This is a genomic window from Priestia sp. MDV22-iso46, from assembly GCF_058629175.1.
On the sequence record NZ_JBZVWT010000003.1, the window covers coordinates 609952 to 625351 of the forward strand.

15 protein-coding genes and 3 other annotated features are annotated in these 15400 nt (G+C 38.3%); of the genes, 12 read left to right on the forward strand and 3 right to left on the reverse strand.

What is annotated here, in order from left to right; translation table 11 throughout:
* Positions 1-51 precede the first annotated feature (51 nt).
* From AC4NPH_RS20665 to AC4NPH_RS20690, 6 genes are all read left to right on the forward strand, one after another.
* A complete protein-coding gene (locus tag AC4NPH_RS20665; protein WP_098196676.1) occupies positions 52-510 on the forward strand; it encodes a GNAT family N-acetyltransferase in 459 nt (152 codons plus the stop codon).
* 200 nt (positions 511-710) lie between these two features.
* Positions 711-916 (forward strand) — a binding site (T-box leader).
* A 70-nt stretch (positions 917-986) separates the two neighbouring features.
* Positions 987-1193, forward strand: a binding site (T-box leader).
* 126 nt (positions 1194-1319) lie between these two features.
* Entirely contained in the window at positions 1320-2393 is a 1074-nt protein-coding gene (locus AC4NPH_RS20670) for a bifunctional 3-deoxy-7-phosphoheptulonate synthase/chorismate mutase (protein ID WP_013057698.1), read from the forward strand.
* A 6-nt stretch (positions 2394-2399) separates the two neighbouring features.
* Positions 2400-2600: a binding site (T-box leader), on the forward strand.
* A gap of 49 nt (positions 2601-2649) precedes the next feature.
* Positions 2650-3816, forward strand: a complete 1167-nt coding sequence (gene aroC, locus AC4NPH_RS20675; RefSeq protein ID WP_013057697.1) for a chorismate synthase — start codon at positions 2650-2652, stop codon at positions 3814-3816.
* Positions 3817-3836: 20 nt separating this feature from the next.
* Entirely contained in the window at positions 3837-4694 is an 858-nt protein-coding gene (locus AC4NPH_RS20680) for a prephenate dehydrogenase (RefSeq protein WP_013057696.1), read from the forward strand.
* Positions 4695-4709: 15 nt separating this feature from the next.
* Complete coding sequence (gene aroA, locus AC4NPH_RS20685) at positions 4710-5981, forward strand: 3-phosphoshikimate 1-carboxyvinyltransferase (RefSeq protein WP_053487429.1); 1272 nt, start codon at positions 4710-4712, stop codon at positions 5979-5981.
* 141 nt (positions 5982-6122) lie between these two features.
* Positions 6123-6368 carry a hypothetical protein gene (locus tag AC4NPH_RS20690; RefSeq protein ID WP_013057694.1) on the forward strand — a complete coding sequence of 82 codons (246 nt, stop codon included), beginning with the start codon at positions 6123-6125 and terminating at the stop codon, positions 6366-6368.
* 42 nt (positions 6369-6410) lie between these two features.
* On the opposite strand, the gene AC4NPH_RS20695 is transcribed toward AC4NPH_RS20690, so the two are convergent.
* Positions 6411-7955 (reverse strand): FAD-dependent oxidoreductase, encoded by a 1545-nt coding sequence (locus AC4NPH_RS20695; RefSeq protein WP_098314642.1) that lies wholly within the window; start codon positions 7953-7955, stop codon positions 6411-6413.
* A gap of 125 nt (positions 7956-8080) precedes the next feature.
* On the opposite strand from AC4NPH_RS20695, the gene AC4NPH_RS20700 reads away from it, so the two are divergent.
* From AC4NPH_RS20700 to AC4NPH_RS20720, 5 genes are all read left to right on the forward strand, one after another.
* Positions 8081-8239 (forward strand): hypothetical protein, encoded by a 159-nt coding sequence (locus tag AC4NPH_RS20700; RefSeq protein WP_156622787.1) that lies wholly within the window; start codon positions 8081-8083, stop codon positions 8237-8239.
* 366 nt (positions 8240-8605) lie between these two features.
* Positions 8606-9577, forward strand: a complete 972-nt coding sequence (locus AC4NPH_RS20705) for an extracellular catalytic domain type 1 short-chain-length polyhydroxyalkanoate depolymerase (RefSeq protein WP_016764703.1) — start codon at positions 8606-8608, stop codon at positions 9575-9577.
* A 340-nt stretch (positions 9578-9917) separates the two neighbouring features.
* The gene (locus AC4NPH_RS20710) at positions 9918-10337 is read left to right on the forward strand and encodes a CBS domain-containing protein (protein WP_013057690.1); all 420 of its coding nucleotides are present in this window, start codon (positions 9918-9920) and stop codon (positions 10335-10337) included.
* Between the two features lie 261 nt (positions 10338-10598).
* The gene (locus AC4NPH_RS20715; RefSeq protein WP_179879709.1) at positions 10599-10898 is read left to right on the forward strand and encodes a hypothetical protein; all 300 of its coding nucleotides are present in this window, start codon (positions 10599-10601) and stop codon (positions 10896-10898) included.
* Positions 10899-11021: 123 nt separating this feature from the next.
* Positions 11022-11975 (forward strand): sporulation protein, encoded by a 954-nt coding sequence (locus AC4NPH_RS20720; RefSeq protein ID WP_013057689.1) that lies wholly within the window; start codon positions 11022-11024, stop codon positions 11973-11975.
* A 29-nt stretch (positions 11976-12004) separates the two neighbouring features.
* Here AC4NPH_RS20720 and AC4NPH_RS20725 read toward each other — a convergent pair whose 3' ends face one another.
* Positions 12005-13330: a hemolysin family protein gene (locus AC4NPH_RS20725; RefSeq protein ID WP_063671979.1), complete on the reverse strand. Its 1326-nt coding sequence runs from the start codon at positions 13328-13330 to the stop codon at positions 12005-12007.
* Positions 13331-13990: 660 nt separating this feature from the next.
* Positions 13991-14623 carry a spore coat protein gene (locus tag AC4NPH_RS20730; RefSeq protein WP_013057687.1) on the reverse strand — a complete coding sequence of 211 codons (633 nt, stop codon included), beginning with the start codon at positions 14621-14623 and terminating at the stop codon, positions 13991-13993.
* A 208-nt stretch (positions 14624-14831) separates the two neighbouring features.
* Between AC4NPH_RS20730 and AC4NPH_RS20735 the strand changes: the two genes are divergently transcribed.
* Positions 14832-15383, forward strand: a complete 552-nt coding sequence (locus AC4NPH_RS20735) for a hypothetical protein (protein WP_013057686.1) — start codon at positions 14832-14834, stop codon at positions 15381-15383.
* Positions 15384-15400: the final 17 nt, after the last annotated feature.

Genomic DNA, 15400 nt, shown 5'->3' on the forward strand with positions numbered 1-15400 from the left:
CTCAAATAATGAGAGTTTTTTTGTGTAAAAGAGACGAAAAGAGGGGAAGTCATGGTTGAAAAAGCAGCGCTAGAAAACGTTCAGGATTTGGTTAAACTGCGAATGTTGCTCATGAAAGAACTGGGAGAATTAAACGGGAACGAGGAGCTGTTTCAAAAAGATACAGAAGAATATTTTACTGCAAATATAAATAATCCAAATAGCTATACGGCTATTTTAAAAGCGGATGGAGAAATTGTATCAGCAGGAAGCATCGTCTTTTTTATACGTCCGCCTTCACCGAGTAGCCTCCAAGGAAAAGAAGCATATGTTATGAACATGTATACAGCTTTTGATCACCGAAAGCACGGCTACTCTTCAGCTATTTTAAAGCATTTGATGCAGTACTGCCAAAAAAGTGGTGTAAATCGAATATGGTTAAATGCTTCTTCCGCTGGAAAAAGCTTGTATCAAAAACATGGGTTTATTGAATGTGAATCTGAAATGGAATACAAGTTTGAAAAAAAATAGAGCAGCAAAACTCTTGATAGAGATGGGTTTGAAGGAGCTATGGTTTTTAAAAAATAAAAAAAATTGATAAAAAGTGTTGACGAAGATAAAAAAACCATTCATAATACAAATCAACATCACACAACATTACACACAACTTGGAAGCGACAAACAGTTTCAAACGATCGGAACTGATTATCCAAGTACACATACATAGTCAATACTGAGCGTTGATAGGAGCACTAGTAGAAAAAATTTCCCTGTAACAGAGAGCTGACGGTTGCTGCGAGTCAGAACACAAATTTTTTCGAAGTACATTCCTTGAGCATCTTTTCCGAGTAGGAAAAGACGGCCTGGCCGTTATTTTAATGAAGAGGCAAGCAAAATGCTTGCAACTAGGGTGGTACCGCGAATTTTCGTCCCTACTGACTCTTAAGAAAAATCTTAAGGGTGAGTAGGGACTTTTTGTATTTCGGTCCATTATAATTTTATATCCATTACAAGCGATGAAAAGAGCATAGTAGCAAAATCTTCCCTGTATTCAGAGAGCTGATGGTTGGTGCGAATCAGTACAAAAGAGATTGCGAATTACATTCTTGGAGCTTTCTTTTGGCGATAGTCAAAAGCGGCAATAGCCGTTATCTTAATGAAGAGGCAAGCAATGCTTGCAATTAGGGTGGTACCGCGATCAATTCGTCCCTACTGATACAATCAGTAGGGACTTTTTGTATATCCGCATAAGCGGCTGTGTAGGTGTAAAACGGATTTTTCAATACAAACTAAACGAGAAGATCCGTTCAAGGTTATAAAATCAAAGGAGGATTTTTAAAATGACAAAATCACTAGAACAATTACGAGGACAAATCGACGAAATAAATTTAGAAATTTTAGAATTATTAAATAAACGCGGTGAAATCGCACAAGAAATCGGAAAAGTAAAAGGTACACAAGGTGTGAATCGCTTTGATCCAGTGCGTGAACGTAAATCGTTAGATCAAATCTTAGCTAACCATAATGGACCATTCGAAGCTTCAACAATTCAGCATATTTTCAAAGAAATTTTCAAAGCAAGCTTAGAGCTTCAAGAAGACGATCACCGCAAAGCACTTCTTGTATCTCGTAAAAAGAAATCTGAAGATACAATCGTTGACATCAACGGTACAAAAGTAGGACCTGGAAATTTAGAATTTGTAATGGGACCATGTGCAGTAGAAAGCTACGAACAAGTAAAAGAAGTGGGCTTAGCCCTTAAAGAACAAGGCATTACGTTAATGCGCGGCGGAGCGTTCAAACCACGTACATCACCTTACGATTTCCAAGGTCTTGGAGTGGAAGGGTTAAAAATCTTACGTCAAGTAGGCGATGAGCTAGGCCTATCAATTATCAGTGAAATTGTTTCTCCTCAAGATATTGAAACGGCTCTAGACTACGTAGATGTGATTCAAATTGGTGCACGTAACATGCAAAACTTCGAGCTATTAAAAGCTGCAGGTTCTGTAGACAAACCGATTCTTTTAAAACGTGGATTGGCAGCAACAATTGAAGAATTCATTAACGCTGCTGAATACATTATGTCTCGCGGAAATGGAAACATTATTCTTTGTGAACGCGGTATCCGCACATACGAACGTGCAACACGCAACACATTAGATATCTCAGCTGTTCCAATCTTGAAAAAAGAAACGCATTTACCAGTTGTAGTAGACGTAACGCATTCAACAGGACGCAAAGACTTATTATTACCATGTGCAAAAGCAGCGATTGCTATCGGCGCAGATGCTGTAATGGCAGAAGTTCATCCAGACCCAGCGGTAGCACTATCAGATTCAGCACAGCAAATGAACATTCCTGAATTCCACAAATTCATGGAAGAATTAAAAGGTGCAGCAGTAAAATTATCTTAATTTCATAGTGATACAGTGATAAGAAACTAGTAGCAAACATTTCCCTGTCTCAGAGAGCTGACGGTTGGTGGAAGTCAGTACACAAATGTGAGCGAATTACACTCTTTGAGTACTCTTTTACAGAGCGGTCAGCAGATCGTTAACAATTCGAGGTGGCAAGCAATGTTTGCAACTAGGGTGGTATCGCGAGAAAAACTCGTCCCTATGACATAGGGGCGAGTTTTTTTATTTTTTATAACAGAAAGGAATCGATAATATGAGATATTTAACAGCAGGAGAATCGCACGGACCTCAATTAACAGCGATTATTGAAGGAGTACCGGCAGGGCTTGAATTAACAGCCGAACATATTAATGAAGATTTAGCAAGAAGACAAAAGGGACATGGGCGCGGACGCCGCATGCAGATTGAAAAAGATCAAGTTCAGATTAAAGGCGGGGTTCGCCACGGTGAGACGCTTGGTTCACCCATTGCTTTAGTCGTTGAAAACAAAGATTTTACTCACTGGAGAAATATTATGGGTGCTGATCCAGTTGATCATGATGAAGAAGTAAAGCGACAAATTACAAAACCTCGTCCAGGTCATGCGGATTTAAATGGAGCGATTAAATACGGTCACAGAGATATGCGAAACGTATTGGAACGTTCATCTGCTCGTGAAACGACGGTGCGAGTAGCCACAGGCGCAGTTGCCAAACAAGTACTAAAAGCTGTAGGCGTAAATATTGCGTGTCACGTGCTTGAAATCGGCGGTGTGAAAGCTGAAAAAACGGCATATGAGTCACTGACAGAACTTCAGGAAAAAACAGAAGCGTCACCTGTTCGCTGTTTAGATGAAGAAGCAGGACAGAAGATGATGAAAGCAATCGATGATGCAAAAGAAAATGGAGACAGCATTGGTGGCGTAGTGGAAGTAGTAGTAGAAGGAATGCCTACTGCAGTGGGAAGTTACGTGCACTATGATCGTAAGTTAGATTCAAAGCTAGCTGCTGCTATTATGAGCATTAACGCGTTTAAAGGCGTTGAAATCGGCGTAGGCTTTGAAGCAGCTCGCAGACCGGGAAGCGAAGTCCATGATGAAATTCTATGGGATGAACAAAACGGCTATACGCGTAAAACGAACAATGCAGGAGGTTTAGAAGGAGGCATGACAACAGGGATGCCGATTGTTGTGCGAGGCGTCATGAAACCTATTCCTACCTTATACAAGCCGCTGCAAAGTGTAGATATTGATACAAAAGAACCATTTGCTGCAAGTATTGAACGCTCAGACAGCTGTGCAGTACCGGCGGCAGCGGTTGTAGCAGAATCAGTGATTGCTTGGGAACTAGCATCTGCTATTATCGATCAATTTGGGGCAGATCGAATTCAGTTAATTCAAGAAAACGTAAAAAAACATGAAGAATACGCAAAGCAATTTTAATGAATAGAGGAGAATGAAAGGTGAAAACACGTGTATTACTTATTGGCGTCGGCCTTATTGGAGGATCATTAGCGCTAGCTATGAAGAAGCATCGTCACGTCACAGTCGTTGGAGCTGATATCAATACAAATGAAGTACAAGTAGCCAACCAGCTAGGTATCGTTGATTATGTAGCTGAAGATATAAAAACAGAAGCAGCCCAAGCAGATTATATCGTGCTTGCTACTCCAGTAGAGTACACGACAGCATGGATACACGACCTTTCTACTTGGAAGCTTAAAGAAACGGTTATCGTAACGGATGTCGGAAGTACCAAAGGTGAAATTATGAAAGCAGCCGAAGCGCTGAATAAGAAACGTATTTCATTTATTGGGGGGCATCCGATGGCTGGTTCTCATACGAGCGGTGCAGTCAATGCACGAGCGGATTTATTTTGTTCGGCGCGCTATATTTTAACGCCGTTTGAAAATGAGCAAAAAGAAAAAATAGATGCGCTTATGCATTTGCTAGAGCCTACAGGTGCACAATTTGTACCGCTTGATGCAGCTACTCATGACCAAATCACTGGAGTTGTCAGCCATTTACCTCATGTGATTGCGACCAGTCTTGTAAGACAAGTAAAAGGATATTCAGCACAGAATCATCTTGTCACGGAAATGGCAGCAGGCGGTTTTCGAGATATTACGAGAATTGCTTCAAGCAATCCTCATATGTGGAGAGATATACTAAAACAAAACCGTTCTATGCTTTTAACATTGCTTGATGACTGGATGAAAGAAATGGAACAAGTAAAACTATTAGTAGAAAAAGGTGACGGTCACGAATTATTTGATTACTTTTCAGATGCCAAAGAATTTCGTGATTCGCTTCACGCATAAAAGGAGAGACATATTGTGACAGTAAAAGCTTTACGAGGAACGATTCAAATTCCAGGAGATAAATCCATTTCTCACCGCTCCGTTATGTTTGGTTCAATCGCAGAAGGAACAACAACGATTAACGGGTTTTTGCCAGGTGACGATTGCCTTAGCACCATTTCCTGCTTTCAAAAACTAGGTGTAGATATTCAAATGATTGATGAACAAAGCGTCGTAGTCAAAGGAAAAGGGATACAAGCTCTAAAAGAGCCATCTGATATTTTAGATGTTGGAAATTCGGGCACAACGATTCGCCTTATGATGGGGATTTTAGCAAATACACCCTTTCATTCAACATTGATTGGAGACGAATCCATTGCCAAACGCCCCATGAAGCGTGTGACCGGTCCGCTTCGTGATATGAATATTCATTTAGACGGTCGAAAAGATGCTAATTTTACACCGCTTGTTATTCGAGGTGGGCAAGCAAAAGGTATACACTATACATCTCCCGTTGCAAGCGCACAAGTAAAATCAGCTATTTTACTTGCTGGACTGCAGGCGGAAGGAACAACTTCTGTAACGGAACCGGCTAAATCACGTGATCATACAGAACGTATGCTAGAGGCATTTGGTGTTAAAGTCGAAGAAGAAGGCTTAACGGTTTCAATTGAAGGCGGTCAAACGTTAAGAGGAACGCATGTAGAAGTGCCTGGTGATATTTCGTCAGCTGCATTCTTTTTAGTAGCGGGGGCTATTATTGCAAACAGCCGCATTGAAATTCAAAAAGTTGGGATGAATCCGACTCGAACGGGTATTTTAGATGTGCTTTCAAATATGGGCGCTTCGATCGAGACAGTCAAAGAAACAAAAGAAACAGCGGAACCCTATGCAGATTTAGTTGTAGAAGCTTCTCACTTAAAAGGTACAGAAGTAGGCGGAGACTTAATTCCACGCCTAATTGACGAAATCCCAATTATTGCACTAGCTGCCACACAGGCAGAAGGAATCACGGTTATTAAAGATGCTGCAGAGTTAAAAGTCAAAGAAACAAACCGTATTGATACGGTAGTGAATGAGTTAACCAAAATGGGAGCTAACATTGAAGCAACGGAAGATGGAATGATTATTCACGGAGGTACAAAACTTCACGGAGCAAATGTAAACAGCCACGGAGATCACCGTATCGGTATGATGCTCGCTGTTGCCTCTTGTATTGCAGAAGGGGAAACAATTATTGAAAATCGTGACGCGGTATCCGTCTCTTACCCGCAGTTTTTTGCTCACTTAGAGTCTTTACAGCAGTAAATTCCCTTATTATGTTAAAATAGCAGTTTGAAAGTTATAAGGAATTTATAAAATTAAAACCAATGACTCTATATTTCGCTGGAGAAATCCGATATAATCATTACAACACCTCTAGTATTAAATAGAATTTGGTGAATGATTATGTTTTTGATGATTGTCTACATCGGGGCCATTTTATTTTTTATAAAAATGTTTATGGATCGAGATTTTATTTGGTTTTTGTTCCTATTGCCATTTTTGATGTTTGTTATGTTTTTTGAAACAGACTATCTTGATCATGTCCCTGAATCTGGAAGGTTAATTATCTTTACGTTTTCTTTTTTAGTCATTTATGCAATGGTTTTGGTGTATAATCGATATTTTAGAAAAGAAGGATGTAAAGAGTAAACTCAAATGTGAATCCATTGATAATGATAAAAAAAGCATGCCCTACGGCGTGCTTTTTTTATCGCTTGAATTGACATCCACTGGCGTAAGCGGCTTTTTAGCAGGGCCTTCTACCACAGATCCGTCGTAAGAGAAACGAGAACCGTGACAAGGGCAGTCCCACGTGCGGTCACCAGCGTTCCAATTCACTTCACATCCTAAGTGCGTGCATGTAGTATCGACGCAGTGAAGCTTCCCTTGAGGGTCTTTATAAGCCCCCGTACGTTTGCTGTTTACATATACGACCGACCCTTCATCATTTTGGAGCTGATCCAGTCCTTTTTCAGGCATTGAAAACTTACCGGTAATAAAGTGTTCAGCCACATCAAGATTTTGACGAAAGAAATGCTTAAGGCTAGGGTCTGCATAAAAACGAGATGGATTATACAACTCTGCATATGGGTTGTCTTTTCCGGTTATTGCATCTCGAATAATATGTGCTGAAATGGTACTATGAGTCATTCCCCATTTTTTAAATCCGGTGGCAATAAAGATATTTGGCTTGCTTTCTTTAATGGGACCGATATATGGAATTTTATCAAGCGTAAATAAATCTTGTGCAGACCATTTATAACGAAAATGTTGAACATTAAAATTTTCTTCAGCGAACCTCTGAAGGGACTCATAGTGGAACATAGTATTAATTCCTTGTCCAGCTTTGTGGCCTTCTCCACCAATTAAGATGAGTTCTTCTCCGTCAACTTTTGTTGAACGCAGCGAATGAGTAGGCTGATCAGCACTTAAATACATGCCTCCAGGGTAAGCTTTTTCAACTTTTGCTGCTAACACATACGAACGTTTGGCATACATGCGCGTATAGTAAAAGCCCGCTCCATCATAAAATGGAAAGTGTGAACACGCCACTACGTATTTGCAAGAAATTCGATGTCCGTCTCTTGTGACAACGGTGGGCGATGTGCTTTCTTCTACGTCCGTTGCTACGGTGTTTTCAAAAATCAATCCGCCGCTTTCTGTGAATTTTTTTACTAAATGAAGCAGATATTTTAACGGATGAAACTGAGCTTGATCTTTCATAATAGCTGCTGCCCTAATATCAAAATTAAAAGGAAGCTCTGTTGCAAATTCACACGGAATATGTAATCGCTGATAGGCTCGAAATTCTTTACGAACTCGATGATCAAACTCCAGCGTTTCTCCATATAAGTAAGCATCTTGTACCGAAAAGTCACAGTCAATGTTCTCCGTTTGAATTAAGTTTTTCATAAACTGCAGAGCTTGTTCGTTTGCTTTATAATACAGCAGCGTTTTTTCTTCGCCAATGTGTGAAAGCAGTTCATCGTAGATAACGTCATGCTGAGCTGTAATCTTTGCTGTTGTGTGACCGGTTGTACCATTTAAAATATTATCAGCTTCAATTAACGCCACGTTCAGTCCTTCTTTTTGTAATAAATAAGCTGTTGTAATACCGCTAATACCGCCTCCTACTACTACAACATCAACTTTTCGATTTTCTGAAAGAGATGGGTATGTTGGAAACTTTAAATGATCGCGCCAGTAGGGCTCAGTATCCTTTGGGATATTTGCCAATTTATTCACCTCCATATGATAAGTCTTATTTTTACCATAGTTTTCTAAAAAATGTATGCAAAATAAAGGAATCTACTCTAATAGCATCTCTTCGCTATACCTATTTAAGCAAAGGAGGGGAAAGAGTGATTACAATCAGCCTTTGTACGATTGTTGCGAACGAAGCAGAGGTTAAACGAAAATATTTGCTCTTCAAGATTCTTCTTTTTCAACGTGGCTTCCGCACCTGCACCTTGCCATTTGCTACGAAAGAATTGGTGAATAAAAAGCAAAGTATGAAATAGTAAAGGTTACAGATTTAAACATGAAGAGCAATAAATTCATATAAATGATAGGGAGCATCATATAATAAAAGTATAGAGGCTTAATTCGGCAAAAGGTATTTAAACATCAAGGTCCAAATAAAAGGGCAAACGGCATGTTTGTCCTTTTTTCATGATTATAGTGACAATTTTCATATATAGTAATAAAGTATATATATAGCAAAAAAATCCCAAATTTTAAGAAGATAAAAAACGGCTTAAAACCAAAACAAGTTGTACTCTTGGAGTATGTAGAACGTGCAAAAAAACGAAATAATATGTAGTATTGTAATACAGGACGTAATTGGGAAGAAAAATGAAAACGTTGACAAAAAGAGGAGGGGTACCATGTTGGGTTCACTACCTAATGTTATAAATACGTCAACGCTTGTGTCTTCAAGTGAACAACAAGAAGCGTCATCTGAATCATTTAAAACATATACTCATAAAGGGAAAAAATTCAAGGTCTATTTACCTAAATCCTATCATATTTTAAAATCTTACCCACTAATGGTTATGCTGCATGGATGTACACAAAATGCAGATGATTTTGCGATAGGCACGCAAATGAATGAGCTCGCCGACGAAAAGGAATTTATTGTCGTATATCCACAGCAGTCTTCTAACTCAAATATGAATAAATGCTGGAACTGGTTTGAACCTCTTCATCAAATTAGAGGGTTTGGCGAGCCAGCTATTATTGCAGGGATTGTAAAAAAAGTCCAAAACATGCATTTTATTCAGAAAAATAAAGTGTTTATTGCCGGTCTGTCAGCAGGAGGAGCAATGAGCATCGTTATGGGGGTAACGTATCCAGAACTGTTTGCTGGAATAGGTGTGTCAGCAGGTATCGAATATCAGGCGGCTCTTAACGTATTTAATGCGTATTCTGTCATGGCCAGTAAAGGTCCTTCCCCCGTTAAACAAGGAAGAATTGCTTATCAGCAAATGGGAAAACGGGCAAAGCCACTGCCGCTCATTGTATTTCATGGTAACGCTGATTCTACGGTAAATGTAGCCAATGCAGATCAAGTGGTTCACCAGTGGATTACAACGAATAATCTTGCTTATAACGGAAGAATAGATGGATGGATTCAAGATAGCCCGGTTAAAACGAGAGAAGAAAAAATTCTCTTTGGACGGGATTATACAACATATCGCTACGAAAGCAGTAAGGGAGAATTGGCTATTGATAAATATATTATCAATGGAATGGGGCATGCATGGTCAGGAGGGAATTCAGCCGGCAGCTATACAGACCCTAAAGGCCCCAACGCTAGTCGAATCATGTGGGACTTTTTCATGAGTCAAAAAGTATAAACAGAGCATATAATGAGGTTCAGTTGCGTTCTTATCGCAGAGAAGAAGAGCTGAAAGTAGCTCTTCCGGCCCTTATTAGTATAAAGAAGCAGCTGCAGGAGCCATTATTTTAACTAGACGTGTTTTTCTAAAAATTAGGATTTGATTATTTAGAAAACGGGTACTGTAATAAAGAAAATAAGAAGCCAAAATTACATAGCTTAGGATTGACAGCTTATAGTTGTAAATGTAAGATAACTGCGAGCTGCATTTTGTATGATTAAAACATTAAAATAAGCCGAAAACTGAAAAAATAAATAGAAATTGTAAGATGAGCGGGTAAGGAAAAGGAGATTAAAAAATGAATATTGCATTTTTCTTAGTACCAAAAAGTGATGTTGTAACACTAAATATTCAATCCACATTAAGACAGGCTCTTGAAAAAATGGAGTATCATCGCTATTCTACAGTTCCGCTGGTTGACGATGATGGTAAATATGTGGGCGTTCTTACTGAAGGAGATCTTCTTTGGAAGTTAAAAAGCCTAGGAGACTATCGCTTTCAAGATACGGAAAATATTAAATTAACAGAGATTGACCGCTATCAAGATTATAACCCAGTTGCTATATATGATGAAGTTCAAAACATCCTTTCAAAGGCAATTGACCAAAATTTTGTTCCTGTAACGGATGATCAAGGGGTATTTATTGGAATTGTGAGAAGAAGAGAAATTCTAGAGTTTTATGCAGAAAGCGCAAGTAAAGTGAAAAATCAAATATAAAAAAAGCCATCTCTAGATGGCTTTTTTTCTTGTCTTATCTCCCCCGTACATACTCCTAAAAACAGGCTTAGGTCATGGCCCACAGCAATGCACTTCCTTGTACTAGTTTACATAATCTATTTATATAGGTATAAAATTGCCTATATAAATCTTATTTATAGATAAGGATGGTTTATGTGAGTTACAACAATAAAAAGAAGTGTTGCTGGTGTTCTAATCAGTATTATTACAAAACTTCTGGCTATGATCCAAGAAGTAGCCATGAAGGAAAATGCTGTCATAACGATTATAAGCATAACGATCATTGTCCTAAACATGATGATGATCATCGTTCTGGACATAAAAAATGCCATCATGATGGCAACCATGGCGGAGGTCACGGCGGTAACCATGGCGGAGATCATGGTGGCAACCATGGCGGAGGTCACGGCGGTTGTCATGGCGGAGATCACGGCGGCAACCATGGCGGAGGTCACGGTGGTTGTCATGGCGGTAATCACGGTGGTTGTAAAAGACGTCGCTGCTGTTGGGGCTGGGTGTTTTAATTTAATAAATAATTGAATTAAAATGAAGCGTTGATTTAGCAGAAAGAACTCAAGAAATTGAGTTCTTTTTTTGTAAGTTGAAACTTATAAACGGTATACTTCGTATATATAGTAAGAGCATTTTGGAGGAGGAAAAAAAATGTTTAAAAAAATGTTTGCTAAAATTGGAGTTGGAGCTGCCAAAGTAGATTTACGACTAAATGAAACGGCCTATACGCTCGGTCATGTAATTGAAGGAGCTATTATCATCCAAGGTGGAAACGTTCAGCAACATATTAATTTAATTGATGTTGAATTTTGGCTTGAAGTTCAAATGAAAAGCGGTCAAATGCATACACATCGTGTGGAAAGCCTGCGCGCAGCTTCTTCATTTACAATTAATGAAGGCGAGAAAAAAGAAATTCCATTTACATATCATTTACCTTTGGATCTTCCAATCTCTGCGAGCAACGTTAGCTATTTCTTTAAGACACACTTAGATATTGAAGGGGGAGTAGACTCAACAGACCGGGACCCTGTGCGCATTAAAGCTCCAAAAAGCTTATATCAGCTAGTAGAGGGCTTTGAAGCACTTGGGTTTAGAGAAAAACATCATTCCGGAAAATTTAACGGATACAAACAAGAATTTTCATTATTTCCTACAGACTTCTTAAAGGGATATGTAAATGAGGTTGAGTTTGAGGTAGCCATTGAACGAAAAGGTATCCGCGTGCTGTTGGAGCTAGATTTGCCTTCTTTCGGCCGAGAGAGGGAAATAAAAAATGAACTCTTTTTTACAAATGATGAACTAAGCCAGCCATCTACTATCGCTCGTTTGCTGGAAGAAGCGATGGAAGAGATGATGGAAAATCCTCGAGACTATGAGTATTATAAGCCTTCTCACTATGATCAGCATTCACACCACCCACGTATGAGCGGGTTAGGAGGAGCAATGGGAGGCTTTGCAGCCGGTATGTTAGGCGGACTGCTCATTGAGAATTTGATGGATGATATGTTTGAAGACTCGGCGCTTGGTGAAATTGGAGAAGATATTGAAGAAGCCGGGGAGGATCTGTTGGATGGAGATTTTTTTGATGGAGGAGACGATTGGTAAAAGGGATTTTGAATAAATAAAAAGGATGATTAATGATGATCATCCTTTTTTTCTTTCTTCTTTCTTTTTTTTACTTCTATATACTTAATGTGAAAATCCTCTATAATCAGAACTTTAAAGTAAAATTGCTCATGCTGAATGATATCATTTTTGGTCACATCAAACTTTTCGGTTAACACCCACCCGGCAATGGTATCTACTTCTTCGTCGCTAATATCCGTACCGAGTAAATCATTTACTTGGCTAATGAGCATTTTTCCGTCAAGAATATAATGGTCGTCTTTAATTTTTTGTACATAAGGAATTTCGTCCGTATCAAACTCATCTCGAATTTCTCCCACAATTTCTTCAATAATATCTTCTACTGTAACAAGCCCAGCGGTTCCGCCATACTCATCAAAAAGAATAGCCATTTGAATACGTTCTTTTTGCATCTTTACAAGCAAGTCATGAATGGGTACGGTTTCAATTACTTTAAAAATAGGCTTGACGTATGACTCTAACGTATTGGTGCCGTCTTTTTCGTTGAATACAATATCATTATAAATTTCTTTGATATTAACGAGACCGATTACTTTATCTTTATCCCCATCTTCAACAATTGGATAGCGCGTATATTTTTCGACATTTGCGATTTGCAAAAAAACCTCTACGACGTCGTCTTTGGAAGCACTCACAATTTCCGTACGAGGGACCATTACTTCTTTAGCTAAACGATCGTCAAAATCAAAAATTTTGCTCATATATCGATATTCGGATTGATTGATTTCACCGCCTTCGAAGCTCTCAGATAACAAAATGCGCAGCTCTTCTTCACTATGAGCAGCTTCATTTTTTGAAATCATCGTTATACCAAAAATCTTGGTCAACATACGAGCTGATCCGTTTAATATTTTAATGAACGGATACATAAGTTTGTAAAACACGATAATCGGTTTTGCAAAGTTCAGCGTAATTTGTTCAGCCATTTGAATAGCAAACGTTTTAGGAGCTAATTCCCCCAAGACAACATGTAAAAAAGTAATAACAACAAATGCAATGACAAAAGATAAAATACCAGCAAGCGGTTCATTCGTATGGAAGGTAGTAAAAAGAGGGTGAAGCAACCGATCTAGCGTTGGTTCACCAAGCCAACCAAGCCCGAGAGCCGTGATGGTGATACCAAGCTGACAAGCGGATAGATATTCATCTAGATGCGTAATAACGTGTTTGGCAGATACAGCTTTTTTATGTCCTTCTTCTAGAAGCTGATTGATTTTTGAACTTCTTACTTTTACAATAGCGAATTCTGTCGCTACAAAAAAAGCAGTTAATGCAATTAAAACTGCGACTAATAGTAATTTTACGGCGATCATCAAAGTCACCACCTTGTACGTAAATGTATATCTTAAGTGTTAGCCAAAGTGGAGAAAACATGTATTAAATCGAGAAAAGAAAAACGTACATAAAAAAACTGCTTCTATCTTTAAAAAGAAAAAGAAGCAGTTTATTATGTTACATGTTCATTTAGGGGAATTAATCTTAACTTTACCATCATGGTCTATCACATATCGGTTCTACAGTTCAACTGACTTTTAGCAAACGTATTGCGAGTGTGTTATGACACCTCCTTTAACTGTAATCCGAGTATATATGATGCATCTCTCACTCCTTTCTATTAGTTAATTGTATTATAATACATAATTAATCAAAATACTACAAATATTCAGAAAATAATTCAAAATGCATAGTTTTTTGTCATTTTCTGAAATATACACACAAAACGAGATTGAGATATAACAAAATCAATACAATCTAAAGACGAATAAACTGAGTAAATGATCTAGTATGGGTCGTTTGGTAACACTGCTGGTGATTTCCGGGCAAGGCTACGCTTTCCCTCCAATCAACAGCTAGAAGCAACTCCAAACATATTAACATTAAACCTATATTCACCATACCAATGAAAAGATCCGAACGATGAATCGTTCGGATCTTCCTTCAACTAAAATACGTTTGTACCAGCCTCTTTTTAATTAATGCAGCTTATGGTTATTAGGCATCTGAGGAGAGGCAGTAGCTTTTGCAAAACTTGTGATCATTTGCTGCATATCTTCTTTTGCAAGCTGCGGCACTTGATAATAATGGTGTTTATTTTGATAAAGAGAAATTTCATAAGCCATTTCAATCCAATTAGGAACACTGTCTCCGAATATTCGGCGAACAACAGGATTTGTTATTTCTAAAGCGGTCATGGTTAAAAGAGATGCTTGAGACTTAACTAGACCTAGCATATGACCTGATATGCCTTTTTCATTGATTTCCTCAACGGACTGATTCGGCTTTTTAGGCTGCGAAGGCTTTAAGCCATAAACAAAGGTATGAGACTGCTTCATGTTATATACATGTGTAGAATCGGCCGGCTTTTGACCAGTAGAAAAAGCTTCTACGATTAAATTATATTCATTTAAAATAAACTGATATTGCCGATCAATGATATCAAGCAGCTCTTGTTCTTTTACATATTGCCTAAACATCATAAACTGATCCATTACATTAATCGAGCCGGCAAGTGTTTCATGAACGTCAAATAGTTCATGCCCTCCATGGTTCAATTGAGGGGGTACAGCTCCAGTTTGCATGTTTGTAGGAAGTTCGTGATTATTCATACTAAGTCCTCCTTAAAATCGGTATCGACTATAGTCTTTAAACTTCTTCAGGTTTTATACTCAAACTTGATTTATTCATAAAATGTTGCTCTACATAACTTAATTTACAACTAGTTATTTAATTAAAAGGTAAAAGTGAAAGGGTTTTATGAAAAAAAAGCGAATATCAATAACAATTCACGATCTATAGATAGGGGAATCAAAAAACATGAATGAGCTGCTGTCATACTCAAGTGAATTAAAACACGAAGCAAATCAACTGGTGGTATCCAATCATTTATTGGATCTGTTAAGAGAATACGGTTGTCCTCTCTCAGGGGAAAGTTTTGAGTTAAATGTCATGACAAATCGCCTCATTAATTTTTACGTAGGAAATGATGAAATGGATGAAGAATCTATTTTTCACATGGGGTATCAGCTTACAAAGCGTTTTAACCCTTATAAGATGATATTTGCTAATGAAAAAGATAAGTACCAGTGGAGTCTGTATATGATTCAGAAGGGAGAAGAGTGGAAGCTTGATATTTCCGTGCTTCCAGAAAATATCGTGAAAGGCAAAGTTGAGAAACAAGAGTTATTAAAATCACTTCTCACTGAAAAGAAGCGGGAATGCATTTTATTTTTCAAGCAGCAAAGCGGATATAATCGCTATTATACGAGTGATCATGTCTATAAGGCTGTACTAGAAGATGACATTCACGATGATATGTCTTTTTTTATGTGGCTGCAAAGACAAAAAAAAGTAAATCAACAAACGTAAAAAAGAGCCGCTTAGGC

Excerpts from the sequence above, each read along its gene's own strand:
- AC4NPH_RS20715 (WP_179879709.1), top strand. The coding sequence starts at position 10,599 with ATGAAGGAAAATGCTGTCATAACGATTATAAGCATAACGATCATTGTC.
- AC4NPH_RS20710 (WP_013057690.1), top strand. The coding sequence starts at position 9,918 with ATGAATATTGCATTTTTCTTAGTACCAAAAAGTGATGTTGTAACACTA.
- AC4NPH_RS20720 (WP_013057689.1), top strand. The coding sequence starts at position 11,022 with ATGTTTAAAAAAATGTTTGCTAAAATTGGAGTTGGAGCTGCCAAAGTA.
- AC4NPH_RS20730 (WP_013057687.1), bottom strand. The coding sequence starts at position 14,623 with ATGAATAATCACGAACTTCCTACAAACATGCAAACTGGAGCTGTACCC.
- AC4NPH_RS20705 (WP_016764703.1), top strand. The coding sequence starts at position 8,606 with ATGTTGGGTTCACTACCTAATGTTATAAATACGTCAACGCTTGTGTCT.
- AC4NPH_RS20735 (WP_013057686.1), top strand. The coding sequence starts at position 14,832 with ATGAATGAGCTGCTGTCATACTCAAGTGAATTAAAACACGAAGCAAAT.
- AC4NPH_RS20665 (WP_098196676.1), top strand. The coding sequence starts at position 52 with ATGGTTGAAAAAGCAGCGCTAGAAAACGTTCAGGATTTGGTTAAACTG.
- AC4NPH_RS20690 (WP_013057694.1), top strand. The coding sequence starts at position 6,123 with ATGTTTTTGATGATTGTCTACATCGGGGCCATTTTATTTTTTATAAAA.
- AC4NPH_RS20725 (WP_063671979.1), bottom strand. The coding sequence starts at position 13,330 with ATGATCGCCGTAAAATTACTATTAGTCGCAGTTTTAATTGCATTAACT.
- aroC (WP_013057697.1), top strand. The coding sequence starts at position 2,650 with ATGAGATATTTAACAGCAGGAGAATCGCACGGACCTCAATTAACAGCG.
- AC4NPH_RS20670 (WP_013057698.1), top strand. The coding sequence starts at position 1,320 with ATGACAAAATCACTAGAACAATTACGAGGACAAATCGACGAAATAAAT.